Source organism: Nocardia sp. NPDC056564 (assembly GCF_042793755.1).
Lineage (GTDB): Bacteria > Actinomycetota > Actinomycetes > Mycobacteriales > Mycobacteriaceae > Nocardia.
In genome coordinates, this window is the sequence record NZ_JBHTUR010000015.1 from 42,972 (window position 1) to 64,869 (window position 21,898).

The window sequence follows — 21,898 nt, forward strand, 5'->3', positions numbered from 1 at the left end:
GGCTTGCACCCGATACTCGACGGGATTTACCCCGCACGCAGCAGATCGGCCAGGGCGACGACCGTCGCCACCTGCGTCCATGCGCCGCCGACATCACCGCCGTCGGCGAGCACCACGGCTCGGAGATCCTCCAGTGCCGCCGGATCGAGGGTACTGGCTGTGGCGCGATCGGTCAGCAGGTGGCTGACCCACTCGTCGGCCAGCGCCTCGGTCAGGTCGGCATCGCCGGGGACGAGCACCATGGAGGCGCCGCACGAGCCCGCCGCCACCGCCTCGATCAGCGCCAGCTCCGCCGGGCCGCCGGCCTGGAAGGTGCGGGACTCGAAGGTCAGCTCGGTGCCCGTGCGCAACTGGTCCGCGGCGCCCGCCAGCTGGTCGTAGCTGAGGGTGCGCGTTCCGACATAGGCCGGATCGGTGCCCCGCAGCACGCGCGTGCGGTGCGCGTAGGTGACCGGTCGTGGCGATTCCGCCGCTATCTGCGCGGCCACCGCGGGATCGTCGAGCACGAGCCAGTCGACCTCGCTCGCGGTGGGCACCGCGGCACCGGTGAGGCCCACCTTGACCACCGGTGCGGCGGGGACCGGCGCGTCGGCCGAGGCCAGCGGAACGACCGCGGCACCGGCCTTGAGCACGGCCCAGGTCGCCACGACGGCGTCGACACCGCGATCGAACCGGACCGCGACCCCATCGCCCGGACCGCAGCCGCGCGCGGCCAGCACGCGGGCCAGCCGCGACGAGCGCGCGTCGAGTTCCTGGTAGGACACCGCGTCCTCGCCGGCGACCAGCGCGGGCCCGTCCGGGTCGTCCTCGACCACCGCGGTCAGCGCCTGGGTCAGCGCGGTGCCGGTGGTGGCCGTCGCGCCCGCGGCGCTCGGCTCCTGCGCGGCTTCCGCGGCGGCCTGCACCCGCTCGCGCTCCGTGGCGTCGAGCAGGTCGATATCGCCCACCCGCACCGTCGGATCCGCGATCACCGCGGCCAGCACCCGCTCCAGCCTGCGGCACAGCGCCTGCACCGTGGACTCGTCGAAAAGGTCTGTCGCGTAGGTGATCGCGGTGATCAGCTCGTCCGGGGTGCCGTCGGCGTTGTGCCGCGGATCGACGTTCACCTGAAGGTCGAACTTGGCCGCGATCTCACCGCCGTCCAGCCCGGTGATGGTCAGGCCGGGCAGCTCCAGCTTGGGCTGCTCGTTGTTCTGGAAGGACAGCACCACGCCGAACAGCGGGTTGTAGACCGTCGCGTGACCGGCGGCGACCACCTCGGCGACCCGTTCGAACGGGATGTCCGCGTTGGCGAACGCGGCCAGGTCCGTCTCCCTGGCCCGGTCGACGAGTTCGGCGAAGGTGACGCCGGGCTCGACGGCGGTGCGCAGGGTGAGCGTGTTGACGAACATGCCGACCAGCTCGTCCAGCGCGCGTTCGCCGCGACCCGCGATCGGCGTGCCGATGGCGATGTCGCTGCTGTTCGACTGCCGGGCCAGCAGCACCGCCAGCGCGGCGTGCACGACCATGAACAGCGTCGAATTGTGTTCGCGCGCAAGCCGGACCAGCGCCGCGTGCACCTCCGGCGGGACGGCGAAGCCGGTGGACGCGCCCCGCATCGACGGCACCGCGGGACGCGGGCGGTCCAGCGGCAGGTTCAGCTCGCCGGTCAGTCCGTCGAGCTGGTGCCGCCAGTACGCCAACTGCTTCGCCGCGATGGAATTCTCGTCGTCATCGGTGCCGATGACCGCGCGCTGCCAGCCGGCGAAGTCCGCGTACTGCACCTCCAGCGGCGACCAGCGCGGCGAATTGCCGCCGATCCGAGCGAGATACGCGGTCACCAGGTCCCGGGCCAGCGGGGCCATCGAGGCGCCGTCGGCGGAGATGTGGTGCACGACCAGCGCGAGCAGGTGCTCGTCCGGGCCGACCGCGAGCAGCAGCGCGCGCACCGGAACCTGTTGGGTCACATCGAATCCGGTGGACAGCAGCTCGGTGATGCGGCCGATCGGGTCGGCGGTGGAGACGGTCTCCAGGCCACCGGGCAGCGACTCGCCGACCGAGAGGATCTCCTGGTAGGCCACGCCGGCCGGGTCCGACGGGTAGCGGGTGCGCAGGGTCTCGTGCCGCTCCAGCACGTCGGCCACGGCGTTGCGCAGCGCGGGCACGTCGAGCACGCCGGAGAGCCGGATGGCCAGCGGGATGTTGTAGGCGGGCGAGTCCGGATCGAACTGGTTGAGCACCCACATCCGTTGCTGCGCAAGCGACAACGGCACCTTATCGGTGCGCGGCATCCGGGCCAGCGGCGGCCGGGCGCCGGCCGCCGTGGCCGCGCCGGGCACCACCCGGGCGGCCAGCGCGGCGACGGTGGGCGACTCGAACAGCTCGCGCACGACGAGGTTCGCGTCGAGCGCCTCGTTGATCCGGGCGACCACCCTGGTGGCCAGCAGCGAGTTGCCGCCGAGCCCGAAGAAGTCGTCGTCCAGGCCGATCTCGCTGGCGCCGAGCAGGCCGGCGAACACCTCCGCGACCGCCTGCTCGACCGGCGAGCCGGGCGCGCGGAACGCGGCGGTGCTGAGGAATTCCGGTGCGGGCAGGGCCTTTCGGTCCAGCTTGCCGTTCGGCGTCAGCGGGAGCACGTCCAGCACCACGACCGCGTCCGGCACCATGTAACCGGTCAGGAATTCGCCTACCTGCGTGCGCAATTCGGCGGCGTCGAGCTCAACGCCGGTGTCCGGCACGACATAGCCGATGAGCCGGTCGCCGGCGTTCTCGTCCGCGATCACCAGGACCACCGCCTGACTGACACCGGGGCAGCGCACCAGCGCCGACTCGATCTCGCCGAGCTCGATCCGGAAACCGCGCAACTGCACCTGCTGATCTCCGCGACCGGCGTATTCCAGCGTCGCCTGCCCGCCGAAGCCGACCCAGCGGCCGATGTCGCCGGTGCGGTACATCCGAGATCCCGGCGCGCCGAACGGATTCGCGACGAACCGGCTCGCCGCCAGCCCGGGACGGCCGAGATAGCCGCGGGACAGCTGCGCCCCGGCGACGTAGATCTCGCCGGCCACGCCGACCGGTGACGGGTGCAGCCGGTCCTCGAGCACGTAGGCGTCCAGGCCGGGCAGCGCGCGGCCGATGACGCTGGCCGCGTTGTCGGCCATCTGCTCGTCCAGCGACAGGAACGACACGTGCACCGTGGTCTCGGTGATGCCGTACATGTTGACCAGCCACGGCGCGTCCACCGCGTGCCGCTCGTACCAGCGCTGCAACTGGCGCAGGTCCAGGGCCTCGCCGCCGAACACCACGTAACGCAGCGCGAACTTGGCCTGATCGGCGGTCTGCGCGGCCCGGTCCGCCTCGGCGAGCTGGTAGAACGCCGACGGGGTCTGGCTGAGCACGGTGACCTGTTCGCGAATCAGCAACTCGCGGAACAGTTCCGGGGACCGCGAGGTGAGGTAGTCGACCACCACGACGGTGCCGCCGTTGGCCAGCGCGCACCACAGTTCCCAGACCGAGAAGTCGAAGGCGAACGAGTGGAACAGCGTCCACACGTCGGTCTCGTCGAACTCGAACATCGACTGGGTGTTGGCGAACAGCTGCACCACATTGCGGTGGGTGACGCCGACGCCCTTGGGCACGCCGGTGGAACCGGAGGTGTAGATGACGTAGGCCAGGTTGTCCGGCCGCAGCGGCGCGACCCGCTCGGACGCGCGCACCGCGGCGTCGGCGAAATCGGCCGTGTCCTCCAGCAGGATGACCGGAATATCGCCCGCGGGAACGGATTCCAGCTCGCTCGCGGTGGTCAGGATGCACGCCGGAGCGGCATCGGTGAGCATGAACTCCAGCCGCTGGGCGGGATAGGTGGTGTCGATCGGCAGGTACCCGGCACCGGCGGTGAGCACCGCGAGCAGCGCGACCGGCAGCTCCTCGGTACGCGGAACCGCGACGGCCACCAGCGCTTCCGGGCCGACGCCCTGCGCGATCAGCGCCCGCGCCACCTGGTTGGCGCGACGCTGCAACTCGCCGAAGGTGAGCGTCGCGGAGCGACTCGAGGAGGGGTGGTGGTCGGGTGACGAGTGGGCGAGGGTGGTGTCACCGAAGCGGATCGCCTCCGCGTCCGGACGCCTGCGCGCCTGGGCGCCGATCAGGTCCACCAGGGTCAGCTCGGGCACCGCGGCGCCCGGGCTGTTCCACTCGTGCAGCACCAGTTCGCGCTCGCCCCTGGCCAGCACGTCGATATCGCCCACGGGGACCTCGGAATCGCCGGCCACCGCGGCCAGGATCCGGCCGAAGCGATCGGCGAAGTCCTGCACGGTCGCCTCGTCGAACAGGTCGGTGGCGTAGGTGAACGCGGCCGAAATGCCTTCCGCGGCACCGTGCCGGTCGATCCGCTCGACCAGTGCCAGTTGCAGATCGAACTTGGCCAGCGGCATCGCCAGATCCACCGCCGAGGCCGACAGGCCGGGCAGTTCCAGCTCCGTGCGGGCCAGGTTCTGGAAGGTCAGCATCACCTGGAACAGCGGGTGCCTGGCCGCCGAGCGGGCCGGATCCAGCAGTTCCACCAGTCGCTCGAACGGCACGTCGGCATGGCCGAAGGCCTCCACGTCGATCCGGCGAACTTCGCGCAGCAGGTCGTCGAACGTCGCGCCGGAGTCGATATCCGTGCGCAGCACAAGGGTGTTGACGAACATGCCGATCAGGTCGTCCAGCGCGGCCTCGCCGCGACCGGCCACCGGGGTGCCGATGGCGATGTCCCTGGTGCCGGACAGCCGGGCCAGCAGCACCGCGAGCGCGGCGTGCACGACCATGAACAGCGTCGAATTGTGGTTGTGCGCAAGGCGGCTCAGCGCGCTGTGCACGTCCGGGCCGATCTCGAAGGCGAGGGTGGCGCCGTGGTTGGACGCGACCGCGGGCCGCGGCCGGTCGGCGGGCAGCTCCAATTGCTCGGGCAGCGCGGCCAATTCGGTGCGCCAGTAGTCGATCTGCTTGGCCAGCACCGATTCCGGGTCGTCCTCGGTGCCCAGGATCTCCCGCTGCCAGATCGCGTAGTCGGCGTACTGCACCTCGAGCGGCGGCCATTCCGGTGCGCCACCGCGCATCCGGTCCAGGTAGGCGGCCATCAGGTCGCGGGTCAGCGGGCCCATCGAGAAGCCGTCACCGGCGATGTGGTGCACCACGCAGACCAGCACGTGCTCGGTCTCGCTCAGCTCGAGCAGCCGGACCCGCACCGGCGGCGCCAGCGTCACGTCGAAGCCCTCGGTCACCACGGCGGCGACCAGCCCGGCCAGTTCGGCCTCGGTGGCCTGCTCGACCACGAATTCGGCGACCGCGCGCGGGTCGCCGATCGAGAGCACCCGCTGGTAGCCCTCGCCGTCCACCTCGGGGTACAGCGTGCGCAGCACCTCGTGCCGCTCGGTGAGGTCGCGCACGGCGGCGCGCATCGCGTCGACATCGAGGTGCCCGGACAGGCGCACCGCGACCGGAATGTTGTTCACCGCACTGCTCGGATCGAACCGGTTCAGGAACCACATCCGCTGCTGCGCATAGGACAGCGGCACCCGCGACGGTCGCGGCCGGGCGTGCAGCGCCTGCCCGGCGGCCGAGCCCGCGTGCTGCTCGACCCGTTCCGCGAGCGCGGCCACGGTGGTCGCCTCGAACAGCAGCTGCACCGGCACCCGCACCTGCAACGCCGACCCGATCCGGGCGGCGGCCTGCGCGGCGAGCAGCGAGTTGCCGCCGAGTTCGAAGAAGTCGTCGTCCACACCAACGCGCGTCAGCGCGTCATCGGACACAGCCGCGGCTCCGCTCGGCTTTTCCCCGGCCACCAGCAGCGCGGCGAACACGTCGGCGACGATCTCCTCGACCGGCGTCGACGGGGCCCGGAAAGCCTTGGCGGCGAACACCGGTGCGGGCAGCGCCGCGCGGTCCAGCTTGCCGACCGGGGTCAGCGGGATCTCGTCGAGCACCATGATGGCGGCCGGAATCATGTACCCGGCCAGCGACTCTCCGATGAACTCGGCGAGTTCGCCGGTGTCGACGGCGGTTCCGGCGCGCGGCAGCACATAGGACACCAGCGCGGTCGCGCCGGACGGCAGCGTCTTGCCGAGGGTGGCCGCGTAATCGATGTCCGGGTGCGCGGTAAGCGCGTTGTCGATCTCGCCGAGCTCGATCCGGAAGCCACGGATCTTGACCTGGAAGTCCGAACGGCCGAGGTACTCGATGGTCCCGCCCTCGGATTCGCTGCGCCGCACCAGGTCTCCGGTGCGGTACAGCCGCGCGCCGGGCGTATCGGTGTCCGCGCCGAACGGGCTGGCCACGAAGCGCTCCGCGGTGAGCCCCGGCTTACCCAGGTAACCCTGCGCGAGTGCGGGACCCGACAGATACAGCTCGCCGACCACCCCGGCAGGCACCGGGCGCAGCCGCGAATCCAGCACGAACGCACCGACTCCCGGGATCGCCGAGCCGATCGTGATGACGTCGTCGGCCACCATCGGCGCCGAGCTGGTCGCGAGAATCGAGGCCTCGGTCGGGCCGTACCCGTTGTAGAACTCGCGCTCCCCGGTGGCCCAGCGGCCGACCAGTTCCGGGCCGAACTTGTCGCCGGCCACGACCACGACCCGCAGGTCGTCCAGGCCGGCCGGGTCGACCGATTCCAGCGCGCCCGGGGTGATCAGCATGTGCGTCACGCGTTCGCGGCGCAGCAGATCGGCCAGCTCGTAGCCGCCGAACACCGACGGCGGCGCGATCACCAGCGTCGCTCCGGAGGAGAAGGCGAGCAGCAGCTCCAGGATCGAGACGTCGAAGTTCGGCGAGCACACGTGCAGTACCCGCGAATCGGCGGTCACACCGTAGTGCTCGCGCTCGGCGGCGACCAGGCCGGCCAGGCCGGTGTGGGTGACCACGACGCCCTTGGGCCGTCCGGTCGAACCGGAGGTGTAGATGACGTAGGCCGGGTGCCGCTCGTCGAGCGGGCGCACCCGGTCGGTGTAGGAGATCGGGTGCTCGGGGCGGGCGGCGATCCGCGCGGCCTGCACCGGGTCGTCCAGTTCGATCCAGTACACGCCGGTGCCGAGCACCGGACGGTGGGCCGAGGTGGTGAGTCCGACGGTGGCGCCGGAGTCGGACAGGATGTGGTTGATCCGGTCGGTCGGGTAGGCCGGGTCCACCGGAACGTAGGCGGCGCCGGTCTTGGCGATGGCCCACACGGCGATGACCGACTGCAGACTGCGGGCGATGCCGATGGCGACCACGTCGCCCGGTCCGACACCGCGCTCGATCAACTCCCTGGCCAGCCGCGAGGAGGTCGCGTCGAGCTGGGCGTAGGTCAGCTGGCGTTCGTCGTCGAGCTGACCCGACGGATTGAACCGAACGGCGACCTCATTGGCCTCGGATTCGACGGCGGCGGTCAGCAACTGCCCGAACAGCGGGCTGCCCGACCTGCGGCGACGGCTACCACGAGCGGAACGACGGGCAGTTTCCATTCGAGTGCATTCACCTCTCGCATCGAGCTAGGACCCGGCCCTACCCATATCGAGGGCGTATCGTCCGGGGCCAGCGCGGTCCGAGCAATCATATAAGGGACTGCTCAGTACCCACGCCTTGCTGTCTTGGATTGATACGGACCACTGACAGCGGTCCGCCCCCTGGTTCGGGCTCCTGTCTTTCCACATCCGCCGCGACCCCCATGGAAGCGGTGTCTTGCCAGATGCCACGGTTTATATCGGTAACAGACCGGTCGTGTTGCACGAGTACCCGGATCGGTGAACTAGTTCACAACCAACCCCGCCGGGTTGCCTGCACTCCGGCCTGGAATCGGGTGCTCGCGCCGAGCCGCTCCAGCAGTCGCGCGGTCCGGCGGACCACAGTACGCCGGGACATCCCGAGCCGTCGCGCGATGGTGTCGTCGGTGGCACCGAGACCCATCAGCGTCAGGATCGCGCGGTCACGTTCGTCGAGGGCCTCCGCGGTCGGGTTCACCGAGATGGGCGCGGCCAGCGACCACAGCACGTCGAACGTTTTGATCAGCAGGTCCAGCGCGGGTGAGCCGGTGATCCGCAAGCCCATGGGGTCGGGGCGGCGTTCGTCGACGTGCAGCACCAGGCTAGCGCGTTCGTCGTCGCTGACGATCATTTTGAACGGCGGCTCCGGCAGCGTGCGCGCCTGCGCCCCACTGGCATTGGTGGACAGGGCGTGGCGCAGCCGATCCGGATCCTGGTAGATGGTGTCCTGGTAGAGCGTCTGGTAGCGGATGCCTTCGCCGAGCCGATTCCGCTTGAGCTGGAACAACTGTCGTTCGCGCTCGAGATCGCTGAGGTAGGGCCCGCGCTCGATCACCTTGACGCAGCTGCGCGCGCTGGTCTGCATCTCCTCGAAATCGGCGAGCATCTCCAGGCGTTCGAAGACCGGCACCACCGCGCCGTTGCTGCGCGGCGAGCGGCGCACCGAGCGGAACGTCTCGCTGAGCCGCGCTGCGGCCGTATGCATCTGGTTGATCTGCTGTTGCCTGCGCCGGGCCTCGGCCTCGGACAGCGACTCCGGCGCGTGCGCGTCCCACACCGCGGGTCCGTCGTCGGTGCCCGGCACCCGCACGGCGGCGCGCAGTTCCGCGAGCACGTTCAACGACGCCGCGGCCGCCTCCTCCGAAACGCCCAGGTACTGCGCGATATCGGGGAGACTCGATCGCGGATGATGCACCAGCACGGCGTAGGTGCGGCCGTGCGGTGATCCAGGCTCGAAGATGTCGCCCAGCTCTGTCACGATCCGAGCCTATCGACCGACCGGTCCCGGTGGGGCTCCCTGCCCGGGAATGCGGGCAGGAATCGACGGAATATCAAGCCGGGCAGCGGAATCAGTGGGCCGACGGGCCCCACTGCAACGGCACACCCTTGGCCGCCAGGTACGGCAGCGGGTCGATCTTGGTGCCGCCCTGGTCCCAGATCTCCAGGTGCAGGTGGGGGCCGGTGGAGTTGCCGCGGTTGCCGACGGTGGCGATCACATCGCCCGCGTTGACCCGCTGGCCCACGTGCGCGAGCATCTCGTTGACGTGGCCGTAGACGGCGATGGTGCCGTCGTCCTGCTGCACCCGCATCCACAGGCCGAATCCGGAGGCGGGGCCCGCCTCGATCACCGTGCCGTTGCTCACCGAGTGGATGGGGGCGCCGATCTGATCGGCGAAGTCGAGGCCGTAGTGCATTTCGCCCCAGCGGCTGCCGAAGCCGGAGCTGATCTCGCCGCCGACCGGGCGCACGGCGCCCATCGGGGCGGGCGCGGTCTGCTGCTGCACGCCCTTGAGGATCTGCTCGGCCTGGGCCAGCGGGCCGGCGATCTCCGGCGGCAGGTTCTGCAGGCCGAACGGCGCGGGGGCGGGCGCGGCGATCTGGCCGGCCACCTGCACCGCGGGGGCCGGGGCCTCCGGCGCGGGGGTGGCGGCCTTGACCTGGGCGACCGGCAGGATGCCGGTGCCGCGGAAGGTCATGGGAGCGTCCGCTTCGTCGCCGTCGTGCGCACCGGGCAGCATCGGGCTGGCGACCGCGGGGGCGATCTGGGAGACGGTGCCGATCAGGGCGCCCGCGGCGACCGCGACGCCGGCGGCGACCTTCACCCGGTCGGCCGCGGTGGACTCGACGCGATGCCGCGTCGGCCGACCCGAGATTTCATCGCCGATGAGGCTCATGACGGTAATGGAACTGGGGCCTACCCGATGGTGCGACACAGCTGCGTCCTTGCGTCCGAAGAACAGGTGGTTCAGCGGAGCCGGGCCGGTCGCGATCCGGTTCGGTAACGATCCGGTGAAGCTTGCGATGTAACGGTTTGGCATCCGTTGTGACGGGAACTCTACCCCGTCGTGACCATTCCGCAACCTTCTGCGCAAAGACGCAGGTAAATACCGGGTCACACGTCCAGTAGGCCACACTGGAGCCGTGATCATCGATGACTTGACCGTCCCGATTGTCCTCGCTCCGATGGCTGGTGGGCCGTCAACGCCCGAATTGACCGCAGCCGTCACCGAGGCAGGCGGCTTCGGCCTGCTGGCCGCCGGTTACCTGAGCGCGACCGACACCGCCGCCCGGATCGCCGCCACCCGCGCCGCGACCGACGCCCCCTTCGGCGTCAATCTGTTCGTGCCCGGTCCCGCCGCCTCCCCCACCGAGTTCACCGACTACCTCGCCGAGCTCGCCCGCGAATACCCGGTCGGCGACGCGAAGTACGACACCGACGACTGGGACGCCAAGCTGGATCTGCTCGTCGCCGATCCGGTCGCGGTCGCCTCCTTCACCTTCGGCTGCCCGACCGGTGCGGAGATCGACCGGCTGCGGGCCGTCGGCACCGAGAGCTGGGTGACCGTGACCTCGCCTGCCGAGGCGCGGATCGCGATCGAACGCGGCGCCGACGTGCTGATCGCGCAGGGCGCGGAGGCGGGCGGGCATCGCGCCACCTTCGTCGACCGGCCCGCGGACGACGCCACCGATCCGCTCAGCGTGCTCGCCCTGCTGCAACTGCTGACCGCCGCGACGGACAAGCCCGTGGTGGCCACCGGCGGCATCGGCACCGGCGCGGGCATCGCGGCAGCACTCGCCGCGGGCGCGGCCGCCGCGCAACTCGGCACGGCGTTCCTGCGCTGCCCCGAGGCGGGCACCAATCCGGTGCACCGCGCCGCGCTGGCCGCCGACACCCCGACCATGCTCACCCGCGCCTTCACCGGCCGCCGGGCCCGTGGCCTGCGCAATCGATTCATGGTCGAACACAGCGCGACGGCACCCGCCGCATACCCGGAGATCCATTACGCCACCGCGCCGTTGCGGGCGGCGGCCAGGTCCGCGGGCAACCAGGACGACGTGAACCTCTGGGCGGGACAGACCCACACCCTGGCACCGGAGTTACCGGCCGGCGAACTGGTCCGGACGTTGGCGGCCGATACCAAAACCGCACTGAACGCGGCACTTTCGCGGCGAATCCAGGTTTGTTGACAACGACTTTCGATTAGAATCGAGACGCATCGCATCGGCCATCCACCCTTGGAGGAGAGCGCTATGTCCCTCGATGTCCCCGCCCCACTGCTCGAACGTGCCGAACGCGGCGAAGTCGACGACGCCGATTTCGTCGAGGTCGTCCGCCAGTCGCTGCCCTACGCCTACGAAGTCGTCAGCCGGGTCGCCGGCGAACTGCGTTCCGGCAGCGAGGAATACGCCGACAACCTGGTCGCACCGCCGGACGAGGTGGCGCGCGGGCAACTGCTGCGCGCGATGGCCTCCGACGCGATCCGCGGCGGACTGGAGCGGCATTTCGGCGTGAAGCTCGCCTTCCAGAACTGTCATCGGGTGGCCGCCTTCCCGCTGTCCGCGGTCGGTGGCGAGACCTACAGCACGTTCATCGGCACCAGGGCCCAGCTGCTCAATCAGAGCCCGGAACTGCGTAACTGCTGATCGTCCACGCGGAAGGCCCGGCGCGGCAAGATATTCCGCGCCGGGCCGACCGCGATCGGCTCAGGACAGCGTGGTGACCGTCAGGTCGCCGTCGGCGTACTGGGCGCGCAGCCGCTTCTTGTCGAACTTGCCGACGCTGGTCTTCGGCACCTCGGCGATGAACGTCCAGCGTTCCGGCAGTTGCCATTTCGCGAACTTGTCGGCGAGGAAGTCGCGCAGCTCGTCGGCCTTCGCCTCGGCGCCCTCGGCGAGCACGATCGCGACCAGCGGCCGCTCGTCCCACTTCTCGTCCGGCACGCCGATCACGGCCGCCTCGGCCACCGCCGGGTGACCCATCACGGCGTTCTCCAGGTCCACCGACGAAATCCACTCGCCGCCGGACTTGATCACGTCCTTGGACCGGTCCACCAGGGTGAGATAGCCGTCCGGGCTGATCTTGCCCACGTCGCCGGTGCGCAGCCAGCCGTCGTCGAACTTGTCCGGGTCGACCTCGACACCGTCCGGTGAGTAATAGGAGCCGGTGATCCACGGACCGCGAACCTCCAACTCGCCCAGCGCTTCCCCGTCGTTCGGCACCACGCTGCCGTCGTCGCCGACCAGCCTGGCCTGCACGCTCGCCGGGAACCGGCCCTGGGTGTAGCGGTACTCCCACTCGTCCTCGCCGGTCGCGCCGGTCGGCGGGTGCGCGACGCTGCCGAGCGGCGAGGTCTCGGTCATGCCCCACGCGTGCAGGATGCGCACGCCGTGCTTCTCCTGGAAGGCGCGCATCATCGACGGCGGCACGGCCGAACCGCCCACCACCGCGGTGCGCAGATGGGTGATGTCCTGCGGGTGCGCGGCCAGGCCGGCCAGCACGCCACCCCAGATGGTCGGCACCGCCGCGGCGAACGTCGGCTGCTGCGCGGCCATCATCTCCAGTAGCGGGCCCGGCTGCAGGAACCGGTCCGGCATCAGCACATTCGCGCCCGACATCAGCGCCGCGTACGGAATGCCCCACGCGTTCGCGTGGAACAGCGGGACGATGGCCAGGATCGTGTCCCGGCCGGTGAAGGCCATGCCGCTCGGCGAGCACACCTGCATCGCGTGCAGCCAGTTCGAGCGGTGCGAATACACCACGCCCTTCGGGTCGCCGGTGGTGCCGGAGGTGTAGCACATCGCCGCGGCGGACCGCTCGTCGATCACCGGGAAGTCATAGGTATCCGGTTGCGCGGCAAGAAGTTCGGTGTAGGAGTGCACCTGTACGCCCTCGGGTGCCGACAGCGCGGACGCGTCGCCGTTGACCACGATGACGTGCCGGACCGTCTTCAGGTTCGGCAGGTACTGGGCGAACATCGGCAGCAGCGTGCCGTCGACCAGCACCACCTGGTCCTCGGCGTGATTGGCCACGTAGACCAGCTGATCGGGGAACAGCCGGATGTTGAGCGCGTGCAGCACCGCCCCCATCGCGGGTGCCGCGATGTAGGCCACCAGGTGCTCGTTGTTGTTCCACATGAAGGTGCCGACTCGATCGCCGATGCCGATGCCCAACTCCCGCAAGGCGTTGGCCAGTCGCGCCGCGTCTGCGCCGACTTCGCGATAGGTCATGGTGCGCACGCCCGTACCGGTCCAGGTGGACACGGTCGAATCGCCGACAAACGTCGATGCGTAGCGCAGCAACGTCGCCAGCGACAACGGCTCGTCCTGCATGGTGCTCAACATCGGGACTCCTTTTTCTTCAGTGACTTCCACTCAGAAAGCCAAGTCTGTTTCGGTCACCTTCGGGGTTTCCGAGGTGATCCCGTAGAGCAGGCCGACCCAGCGGATCAGCTCGGGATACAGGATCGGTTTCCCGCTGGTGAGCACGGCGCAGGACAGCGCGCGCTCGGGGTCGGCCCAGGCCGCGTTGTTGGTGAAGCCGAGGTGGCCGAAGGCTTTACGGGTGTCGGGGCCGTACAGGCTCACCACCCGGCCGCCGAGCATCGGGCCGTAGCCGAAGCCGAAGTTCATGCCGAGGGACAGGTCGGGTTCGAGCCGGGACTGCGGAACCAGCGCGGCCGCAATGGTTTCCGGTCGCATCACCCGGACGCCGTCGAGCTCGCCGCCGCGGCGGAAGATCTCGTAGAAGCGCGACAGCTCGTTCGCGGTGCTGACCACGTTCGCCGCGGGCGCGATGACGCCGAGATAGGCGGGGTCGTTGCCGGTTTCGACCGCCTCGGCGAAGGACACCCCGAGCAGTCGCTCCATCGCGAGCGACAGCGGTGGCATCGGCGTGATGCCGGTGCGGTAGTTCCGGGCGAGGGCGGGGAAATCCCGCGGCGCCACACCGTAATTCGTCCAGCGGAAGGACAGCGGGCGCAGGATCTCCTCGTCCAGGACGGTACGGATGTCCTTGCCGGTGACCCGGTGGACCACCTCGCCGAGAATGAATCCACCGGACAGCGCGTGATAGGACTGGAATCGGCCGGGCGGCACGGACGGGCGCACCGCGCACAGATTCCGCACCAGCAGTTCCCGATCCGCGACGGCCTCGGCGGTCAACGCCTCGCGCGGCAGGTTCGCCACCCCGGAGCGGTGCGCGAGCACCTGGCCGACGGTGATGGATTCCTTACCGTGACAACCGTATTCGGGGATGTACCGGCTGATCGGCGCGTTCAGCTCGACCAGGCCGCGGTCGACCAGCAGATGCACGACGAACGCCGTGACGCCCTTCGAGGCCGAGTAGGTGACGAACGGAGTGCCCGGGGTGGCGAGCACCTTGGGCGTCTCCGCGTCGTCGTCCGGCCCGTTGCCGTGCGCATGACCCAGCGCCCGGTCGAAGACGACCACGCCGTGCCTGCGCACACAGACCTGTACGGCCGGGTGCACGCCGCTGCGATACACCAGTTGCATCCGTCGCCAGATCCGCTCGGCGTAATCGGCTGGCAACCCGAGCCCGGTCGGTTCGGCCTCGGTCCCGATCGACGCGACGGACTCGAGGTCGTCCGGGATCCGGCTGCGATGGAGCAGGTCGGGCAGCTTCGAGAGGGTACGGACGCGCGTCAGCATGGTTCAGCACGCACCGACCATGAGCCACATCACATGGCGAATGCTACCGAACAGTAAAGGTGGCCGGGGAGTGCTGAACAGGAATGTTCTCCGAAGACCAATGCGACGGCACGCGCCCTCACTTTCGGCAGGTCAGGCGCACCGCGTCAGCCCGCGTGGGCCGGGTAGGCGTGCACCACGGCGGTGTTCAGCTTGGGCACGACGTGGGTGAGGGTGTGCTCGGCCTCGTGGGCGACGCGGTGGGCGTCGGCGAGGGTGATGGTCGGGGCGACGTCCAATTCGACGTCCGCGTGCAGCCGGTGCCCGATCCAGCGCATGCGCAGGCTGCGCACGCCCTGCACCCCCGGCTCGGCGGCGAGGGCCCGCTCGGCGGCGGTCACCAGGCCCGGCTCGACCGCGTCCATCAGGCGGCGCAGCACGTCCCTGGCCGCGGTGCGCAGGACCGCGAGGATGGCGACGGTGATCAGCACACCGATGATCGGATCGGCGAGCGGGAAGCCGAGGGCGACGCCGGCCGCGCCGAGGAGCACCGCCAGCGAGGCGAATCCGTCGGTGCGGGCGTGCAGGCCGTCGGCGATCAGCGCCGCCGAGCCGATTCGCCGGCCGACGCGGATGCGGTACAGCGCGACGGTCTCGTTGCCGAGGAAGCCGATCACGCCGGCCAGGGCGACCCAGCCGAGGTGTTCGATCGGCACCGGCGCCAGGAGCCTGCGCACGGCCTCGTACCCGGCGATCAAGGCCGACAGCGCGATCATCGCGACGACGAACAGGCCGGCCAGATCCTCGGCCCGACCGAAACCGTAGGTATAGCGGCGGGTAGCCGCGCGCCGGCCCAGCGCGAACGCGATCCACAGCGGAACCGCGGTCAACGCGTCGGAGAAGTTGTGAATTGTGTCCGCAGCCAAGGCGACCGAGCCGGAGGCCAGCACCACGAGTACCTGCGATATCGCCGTCACGCTCAGCACCGCGAGGCTGATCTTCACCGCCCGGATGCCTGCCGTGCTCGCCGCCAACGCGTCGTCGATGCTGTCGGCCGAGTCGTGACTGTGCGGCACGAAGATCTCCCGCAGCATCCCGCGCACACCTTTCGGGTGCTCGTGCGGGTGCCCGGCGTCTTCGCCGTGCGCGTGCCCATGATGGTGGCCGCCGCCGGGTCCGGAATGCGCGTGGTCACGGTGCCGCCGGCCGAGGCCGGGCCGCTCGTTGTCGTTCACCCCGTCACGCTCCGAGATCCGTTGCCCAATACCATGTTTCGCGCAGGTCATTCCGCTGTGCCGGTCCGGTTCGCCGGCAGCTCGCGGACCGCACCGTCGCCACGATGATGCGGCGGAATGCCGGGGCCCGCGTGCTCCGCGTTGTGGACGGCATCCACCACCAGCTGCCGGACGTGTTCGTTCTCCAGGCTGTAGTAGATCGTGGTGCCGGAGCGGCGGGTGCTGACCAGCCGCGCCATCCGCAGCTTGGCCAGATGCTGGGACACCGAGGGCGCGGGTTTGCCGACGTGGCCGGCCAGGTCGTTCACCGACAGTTCGCGGTCGACCAGTGCCCACAGCACCTGAACCCGGGTCGCGTCGGCCAGCATCCGGAAAACCTCGACGATCAGACCCACCTGATCCTCGGCCAGGTGCCGTCGACCTTCCTGGCTATCTGCATTCATACGCAGATAATAGACCGGACGAATGCCTTCCGGCTACGGCGAATTCCCCGAGTTCGTCCCCACCGGACCGGAATGGCGGCGACACCCCCTGCGTGGCCGCCGACATGCCGGTCCGTCCCCATCGAACCGTTCACTGTCTTAGTCGCTATGGCGCGAGTGCGCCAGCCAACCTGCCGGAACAACATCCGAATGAGACAAAACCCGCTGGTCGGTCACCGCTGGACAACCGGCAGTTACCGCCGTGACCAGCGCGAATTCGCCCGTGCCGCAGCGCCGCTCGCGCCACCGCTGTGCAATCACATCTGCACGCCTATAGCAGGCCGACCAGTTGGCTTTGTCCGCTTTTCTCGATTCACCCTACTCAGCCACACGCCTGCCGCGGCGCGCCGAGCCGGTGTGCCAGCAGGAAATTCATCAAGTCGTGTTGCAGCGCGACCCCGCGCGCGGACTGCATCAGCAGCCCGCCGCCGATGTGATCCGGACCGATCGGCGTCCGGAATTCGGCGAGCACGCAGTTGCCCGCGGCGTAGCGCTCGACCGTGGTCGGGACCGGGTCCGTGGTCGTCGTGACCGCGGTCGGCGCGGTGGGCGCCGCGGGCTCGCCCGCGCGCCGGTAGGCGCCGAGCCACTGGGTCAGATTCGCGCGGCCGATCGGATACAGGCTGGTCTGATCGGCCAAGTCCTGCAGGAAGAATCCGGGTACCGGCCGGGCTCGTTCGCCCATCGCCGCGACGATGGACGCGCCGGTCAGGTCCGCGCCGAACGTCTGCGGATCCAGCCCGTACGGGCCACCCGCCATGGGGGCGATGGCCGCGTACAGATCCGGATAGTCCGCGGCCAGCACCGTGGACATCGCGCCGCCCGCGGAGTACCCGCCGACATAGACGCGCGAACGATCCAGCCCGAACTCACCGATCAACGAGGTGGTGAGGTCGGCGATGATCGACGACTCCCCCTGTCCGCGAGCCTGATTCGCCGGATCGAACCAGTTCCAGCAGTACCGCTCGTTGGCCGCGGCGGTCTGGATCGGGTAGGCGAGCACGAACCCGAGTTCGTCGGCGACCTCGGTCAGCGCGAATCCGGTGTCGGCGAGCTGGCGCTGCGGATCGGTGCAGCCGTGCAGGTAGACCATGAGCGGCTTACCGGCCGGATCGCCCGGCGGAACATGCAGGTAGAAGTCCCGCGAGCCAGCGGCATTGGCGAAGCTGCGCTCGACCACCGGCGGCTGCGCCGAGGCTGGGCCGACCGGCAGAAAAGGCATGCTCAGCGCCACCAGGGCGAACACGACAGTCGCCATTCGGCCGCGCGGCCAGGTACGCGCCATCGAGATTCCTTCCAGCAAGCTCGTCGTCGAATGTACCGCCGCCGGATGGCGAACGGGCGCAAAGGGTTCCGCACGTACTGAGCGATCGATCACAGCCACCGCGCCGCGCGCCCGATCGGTCGCCCGAACAGGAGCGACGACCTGGCGCCCGCACCGGCGCTTCGCTCGCTAGCGTAGGGGTATGCCAGTGGATCGAATGCTGCCGACGTCCGAGGCTCGGGACCTGCTCGAGCTGACCCGCGATATCGCCGACAAGGTGCTCGAGCCGCGGGTGGTCGAATGCGAGAAGACCGGGACGTTCCCCGACGGGGTCTTCCCCGCCCTCGGTGCGGCCGGGCTGCTGAGCCTGCCGTATCCCGAGGAGTTCGGCGGCGGCGCGCAGCCCTACGAGGTGTACCTCCAGGTACTAGAGGAGCTGGCGGCGCGCTGGGCGGCGGTCGCGGTCGCGGTCAGCGTGCACAGCCTATCCTGCCATCCGCTGTTCACCTTCGGCACCGATGACCAGCGGCAGCGCTGGCTCGCCGACCTGCTCGGCGGCGAAACCATCGGCGCCTACAGCCTTTCCGAGCCGCACGCGGGTTCGGACGCGGCCGCGCTGCGCTGCCGGGCGGCCAAAGTCGAAGGCGGATACCGGATCACCGGCGCGAAGGCATGGATCACCAACGGCGGCCGCGCCGATTTCTACACCCTGTTCGCGCGGACCGGCGAAGGCTCCCGGGGCATTTCGTGCTTCCTGGTGCCGCGCGACACCGAGGGCCTGAGCTTCGGCAAGCCCGAGGAGAAGATGGGCTTGCGCGCCGTGCCGACCACCACCGCCGCCTACGACGACGCGTTCCTGCCCGCCGAGCGACTCATCGGCGAAGAGGGGCAGGGACTTTCGATCGCGTTCAGCGCCCTCGATTCCGGCCGGCTCGGCATCGCCGCCGTGGCAACCGGTTTGGCGCAGCGCGCGCTCGACGACGCGGTCGCCTACGCCAAGGAGCGCGAAGCGTTCGGCCGCCACATCATCGACCACCAGGGTCTCGGCTTCGTGCTCGCCGACATGGCCGCCGCCGTGGACTCGGCGCGCGCCACCTACCTCGACGCCGCCCGCCGCCGCGACGCCGGGCTGCCCTACTCGCGCCAGGCCAGCGTCGCGAAACTCATCGCCACCGACGCCGCCATGAAGGTCACCACCGACGCCGTCCAGGTCCTCGGCGGCTACGGCTACACCCAGGACTTCCCGGTCGAGCGCTACATGCGCGAGGCCAAGGTCATGCAGATCTTCGAAGGCACCAACCAGATCCAGCGCCTGGTCATCGCCCGCCAACTCGCCGGGAACTAGCCCGCCACGGTCGAGTGCGTTCCTGGCATCTACGACTCCTCACGATATCGGTGCAGTAGTTTGTTGAACCGCCGTAGATTGTCGACCGCATCTTCGGGTATCGGGTCGGAGTGGAAGTGCATAACCTTGTTGCGGATCAGGCGGATCTCCTCGAGCCGAGAAATGAATATTGACCGGTCGAGCGGCCAGCCGAGACGCATCCAGACTTCCTTGTTTTCCAGAATATGCCGGTAGTCACCGAAGGAAAGTTGGTCGAACCTGGTGATCTTTCGGTTGCTGAGTCGTTGGACGGTCGGAAAATCCAAGGTGCGGTTGATGATCCAGCGCAACGTCTGATCCAGCTCGCCAAGCAGGAAGAATGGCGTGGCCATGGCACCGTATCGCTGCGCAACATCGGCTGTCGTCACAATGCCTTGGATCACTTTGTTCTGGTCCAACACGAAGACGAAATCGCGTTGTTCCAGGATGGGCAGAACCTCGAAAAGGTCACGTTCATAGTCGACGACCTCCACCTGCGGGTCGATCGCATCGATTAACCTCGCGTCGGGCTTCTGGTGCACTGCTTGGGCGATAGAACGCCATGTCACGGCGCCGCGCAGGTTTCGCGGGCCGCCGAGGACCGCGAGTTGAGAGTATTCGTTGAGCAGCATTTTGGTTATCGCTTCTGCCAGTGTGCTGTTCGGCCCAACGGCTTCCACACCGTTCAGCGGAGACAGATTCCCGACAGTCAGTCGAACATCGAGATCACCGCCACCTTCATCGTCCTCGCCGACCGGAAGATCGTCGCTGGCGGATGAACCCGCGGCAGCAGTCCCCTCCACCTCACCGGGTGGCGTGGTCAGCGCGACCGTGGTGTCGAGAGTCACCGCGCGGAAGCTGGGCGAGGTCACCAAGCCATGATTGGCCAAATCCGCTTCGATCCGACTGACCTGGTCGCCTCGGTCCGACGCGCCCCACAACGCCAGCAGTTCGCGGACGGAAATGCGCTCCGGGTCGTTGTCGTCGGCGTGCTTGCGCGCTTGCCGCAGACGCTCATGAACGCGTTGTCGAACCGTATCCTCGTTGCGCTGGTGTGCCTTTGACGCCGCTTTCGCAATCACCTGATCGAGCAAGTCCTGACGGACAGCATCCAACATCCGGTCCTGATCAACCACGAGCCACGCTCGCCAACCGTCGACCGCTCGCATGCCCGCCGCTGCCATCGCGGCGCGCGATGGCGAACGGAATTCCTCGCCGGTGGAATCCAGCCGGATTCGCCCCTTGTCGATCACGGTCGCGTCGTAGGTCACTCCAATGCGGGTGCGCTTGAATCTGAGCTTCGCACCGGTGCGGATGAGACCGGCGTCCAAGAGATCTGAAACCGTGACGCGGCGGCCGCCGATTAGGTACGCCGAGCGACCGCTTGCTTCGTCGTCTCGCTCTGACGGCGTCTCCCCCGGCATACTCACCACCTCCGCAGCCCGGCGAACTTTCGCCGGGCACCGATTGCTTGCTTCAGAACTCTTTTCTCCAGTTCGGTTCGGCTGAGTCGATTCACCCGTGTGAGCTGCAATTCAGCCGCGACGCCGAGCAAAGTCTCCCGATCCAGGTTTTGCGTGCGTAGATACACGGCGCCCTCTTCTTCGGTCTCCGTAACTCGTAACTGCGCGGCGATGCTCACCACGTCGACCTCTTGCCGTCCGGTGACCGTCGATGATGTCTCGGATCGGGGCACATCAGGCTGCGCCTGCCGGCCAGCCGCTGTTTCATCGACCGTGTCGTGCCGAGCGGACGTAGAAGTTCGGGACCGACCCGCGTGCGCGTTGGCTGCCGCAGGCGCATGGTCGGCCAGTGCGTCTACGAGTTGGGCTTTCGAGAGTTTGCTGTAGCCGACGAAACCGACCAGTCTCGCTACCTCGCGCATCTGCTTCAGAGACAGCCGAGCTCCGTTCAAATAGGTCCGCCGGTCCTGCCCCGATCGCAACCGCATGAGATCGTCCGCTGCACCCTGCGGCTCATTTGATGGCGTGACCGTGCCGGTCGACACCGGTCGGGAAGCAAGGCGAGCATCCGGGTCAGTCGCGGCGCCGGCTGGCATCCCTACGTCGTCGGCATGCACCACAGCCAGCTGTGCCGATCGATCGAGAATCGCTCGCAGCGTCGCCTCGTCCTGATGCTCAAGGAACTCATACACCCGACTCTGCAGGGCGACAAGCCTGCTCAGATAGCTCATCGGCGATCACCCGATGGCAAGGCGAGCGCACCAAGCACCTCGTCGACCAACTGGTCGAACTCTCCCACGACCTCGTCCTTGCCGCCGGTACGCAGCATCGCCGGTACCCCGCTTTCACCAGCGTTGCCGAAGTGGCGAGGACTGTTGCGCATTTTGCTCTTCAGTACGGGAATCGAATTCAGGCTCACCTCCTCGATGTAGGCGTGCTGGGCGACCGTCACCTGTTGCGAATAGATCTGCACCATGGTGAAGACCACACCCAAAAAGCAGGGGTCGATCAGACCATAATCACCGATGCTTCTCCCATGGCTAACATAGTCATTGAACTGCTGCACCAGTCCGGCGCAATTGCCGGCCAGGTAATCCAATCCCAAGGTGGACAGGTAATCCGCCTTAGCAGGCACGAGGATTTGCTCGCTTGCTGCGATTGCCGTCTTGGTGACGAGACCAAAATTCGGCGCGCAATCGATGAGAACCAGGTCATAGGTGGTAAAAGCACTGTCCGCCAGCGCACGACGCAGACAACCGTGCAAGTCCAGGAACCGTCGCTTCGATCCGTCTAGAGTAGTGGTCCCACCCAGCAGGGCGGCGAGTTCGAGATCTATATCGATGAGACCTAGGTGTGACGAGATCAGGTCCAGCTGCCCATCCGGATTCTTGAGCGCTCGATTGACCCGCTCCGGCGTGACGACGAGATCCGCCAACTGGATATCACGTCCTGGCATTTCGCCGTCGTACCACTGCTTGATGGTGCGGTCATCTTTGAGTCGATCATGCCAGTCGTCGATCGAGAAAAAGGAGAAGGTCAGGTTGGTTTGCGGATCGAGATCAATGAGAAGTACCCGTAGCCCTCGACTAGCAGCAACCGCACCAAGATTGGCGGTTAACGTCGTCTTCCCCACTCCACCTTTGTAGTTCATGACCGCAACAACCCGCATAAGCCCTCCATCGACCT

The 21,898-nt window shown here is 68.6% G+C and carries 14 protein-coding genes; 3 read left to right on the forward strand and 11 right to left on the reverse strand.

All coding sequences use genetic code 11. The features are described from left to right. Nucleotides 1-26: 26 nt before the first annotated feature. From ACFQ9K_RS30850 to ACFQ9K_RS30860, 3 genes are all read right to left on the reverse strand, one after another. Nucleotides 27-7,460, reverse strand: coding sequence for an amino acid adenylation domain-containing protein (locus ACFQ9K_RS30850; RefSeq protein WP_378983930.1), 7,434 nt, complete (start codon nucleotides 7,458-7,460; stop codon nucleotides 27-29). A 289-nt stretch (nucleotides 7,461-7,749) separates the two neighbouring features. Continuing rightward, nucleotides 7,750-8,736, reverse strand: coding sequence for a DNA-binding response regulator (locus ACFQ9K_RS30855; RefSeq protein ID WP_378726057.1), 987 nt, complete (start codon nucleotides 8,734-8,736; stop codon nucleotides 7,750-7,752). 91 nt (nucleotides 8,737-8,827) lie between these two features. Continuing rightward, nucleotides 8,828-9,652: a M23 family metallopeptidase gene (locus ACFQ9K_RS30860; RefSeq protein WP_378726059.1), complete on the reverse strand. Its 825-nt coding sequence runs from the start codon at nucleotides 9,650-9,652 to the stop codon at nucleotides 8,828-8,830. A 247-nt stretch (nucleotides 9,653-9,899) separates the two neighbouring features. On the opposite strand from ACFQ9K_RS30860, the gene ACFQ9K_RS30865 reads away from it, so the two are divergent. Together ACFQ9K_RS30865 and ACFQ9K_RS30870 are read left to right on the forward strand one after the other, a co-directional pair. Further along, complete coding sequence (locus ACFQ9K_RS30865; RefSeq protein ID WP_378726060.1) at nucleotides 9,900-10,946, forward strand: nitronate monooxygenase; 1,047 nt, start codon at nucleotides 9,900-9,902, stop codon at nucleotides 10,944-10,946. Nucleotides 10,947-11,009: 63 nt separating this feature from the next. Further along, the gene (locus tag ACFQ9K_RS30870) at nucleotides 11,010-11,402 is read left to right on the forward strand and encodes an SCO5389 family protein (RefSeq protein WP_375914966.1); all 393 of its coding nucleotides are present in this window, start codon (nucleotides 11,010-11,012) and stop codon (nucleotides 11,400-11,402) included. 60 nt (nucleotides 11,403-11,462) lie between these two features. Here the strand turns inward: ACFQ9K_RS30870 and ACFQ9K_RS30875 are convergent, their stop codons facing one another. From ACFQ9K_RS30875 to ACFQ9K_RS30895, 5 genes are all read right to left on the reverse strand, one after another. Next, on the reverse strand, nucleotides 11,463-13,100 hold the full coding sequence (locus ACFQ9K_RS30875; protein ID WP_378720238.1) for a long-chain fatty acid--CoA ligase: 1,638 nt from the start codon (nucleotides 13,098-13,100) through the stop codon (nucleotides 11,463-11,465). A gap of 30 nt (nucleotides 13,101-13,130) precedes the next feature. Further along, nucleotides 13,131-14,426: a serine hydrolase domain-containing protein gene (locus ACFQ9K_RS30880; protein WP_378720239.1), complete on the reverse strand. Its 1,296-nt coding sequence runs from the start codon at nucleotides 14,424-14,426 to the stop codon at nucleotides 13,131-13,133. Nucleotides 14,427-14,572: 146 nt separating this feature from the next. Further along, on the reverse strand, nucleotides 14,573-15,640 hold the full coding sequence (locus ACFQ9K_RS30885; protein WP_378720240.1) for a cation diffusion facilitator family transporter: 1,068 nt from the start codon (nucleotides 15,638-15,640) through the stop codon (nucleotides 14,573-14,575). A 47-nt stretch (nucleotides 15,641-15,687) separates the two neighbouring features. Next, a complete protein-coding gene (locus tag ACFQ9K_RS30890) occupies nucleotides 15,688-16,083 on the reverse strand; it encodes an ArsR/SmtB family transcription factor (protein ID WP_378720241.1) in 396 nt (131 codons plus the stop codon). A 361-nt stretch (nucleotides 16,084-16,444) separates the two neighbouring features. Beyond that, the gene (locus ACFQ9K_RS30895; RefSeq protein WP_378720242.1) at nucleotides 16,445-17,407 is read right to left on the reverse strand and encodes an alpha/beta hydrolase family esterase; all 963 of its coding nucleotides are present in this window, start codon (nucleotides 17,405-17,407) and stop codon (nucleotides 16,445-16,447) included. A gap of 181 nt (nucleotides 17,408-17,588) precedes the next feature. On the opposite strand from ACFQ9K_RS30895, the gene ACFQ9K_RS30900 reads away from it, so the two are divergent. Then, the gene (locus ACFQ9K_RS30900; RefSeq protein ID WP_378720243.1) at nucleotides 17,589-18,731 is read left to right on the forward strand and encodes an acyl-CoA dehydrogenase family protein; all 1,143 of its coding nucleotides are present in this window, start codon (nucleotides 17,589-17,591) and stop codon (nucleotides 18,729-18,731) included. A gap of 29 nt (nucleotides 18,732-18,760) precedes the next feature. On the opposite strand, the gene ACFQ9K_RS30905 is transcribed toward ACFQ9K_RS30900, so the two are convergent. The 3 genes from ACFQ9K_RS30905 to ACFQ9K_RS30915 are packed head-to-tail and all read right to left on the reverse strand — an operon-like array spanning nucleotide 18,761 to nucleotide 21,881. After that, entirely contained in the window at nucleotides 18,761-20,173 is a 1,413-nt protein-coding gene (locus ACFQ9K_RS30905; RefSeq protein ID WP_378720244.1) for a CBS domain-containing protein, read from the reverse strand. A 2-nt stretch (nucleotides 20,174-20,175) separates the two neighbouring features. Next, the gene (locus ACFQ9K_RS30910) at nucleotides 20,176-20,943 is read right to left on the reverse strand and encodes a hypothetical protein (RefSeq protein WP_378720245.1); all 768 of its coding nucleotides are present in this window, start codon (nucleotides 20,941-20,943) and stop codon (nucleotides 20,176-20,178) included. After that, a complete protein-coding gene (locus ACFQ9K_RS30915) occupies nucleotides 20,940-21,881 on the reverse strand; it encodes a ParA family protein (RefSeq protein ID WP_378720246.1) in 942 nt (313 codons plus the stop codon). The genes ACFQ9K_RS30910 and ACFQ9K_RS30915 overlap by 4 nt, the downstream gene beginning before the upstream one ends. Nucleotides 21,882-21,898: the final 17 nt, after the last annotated feature.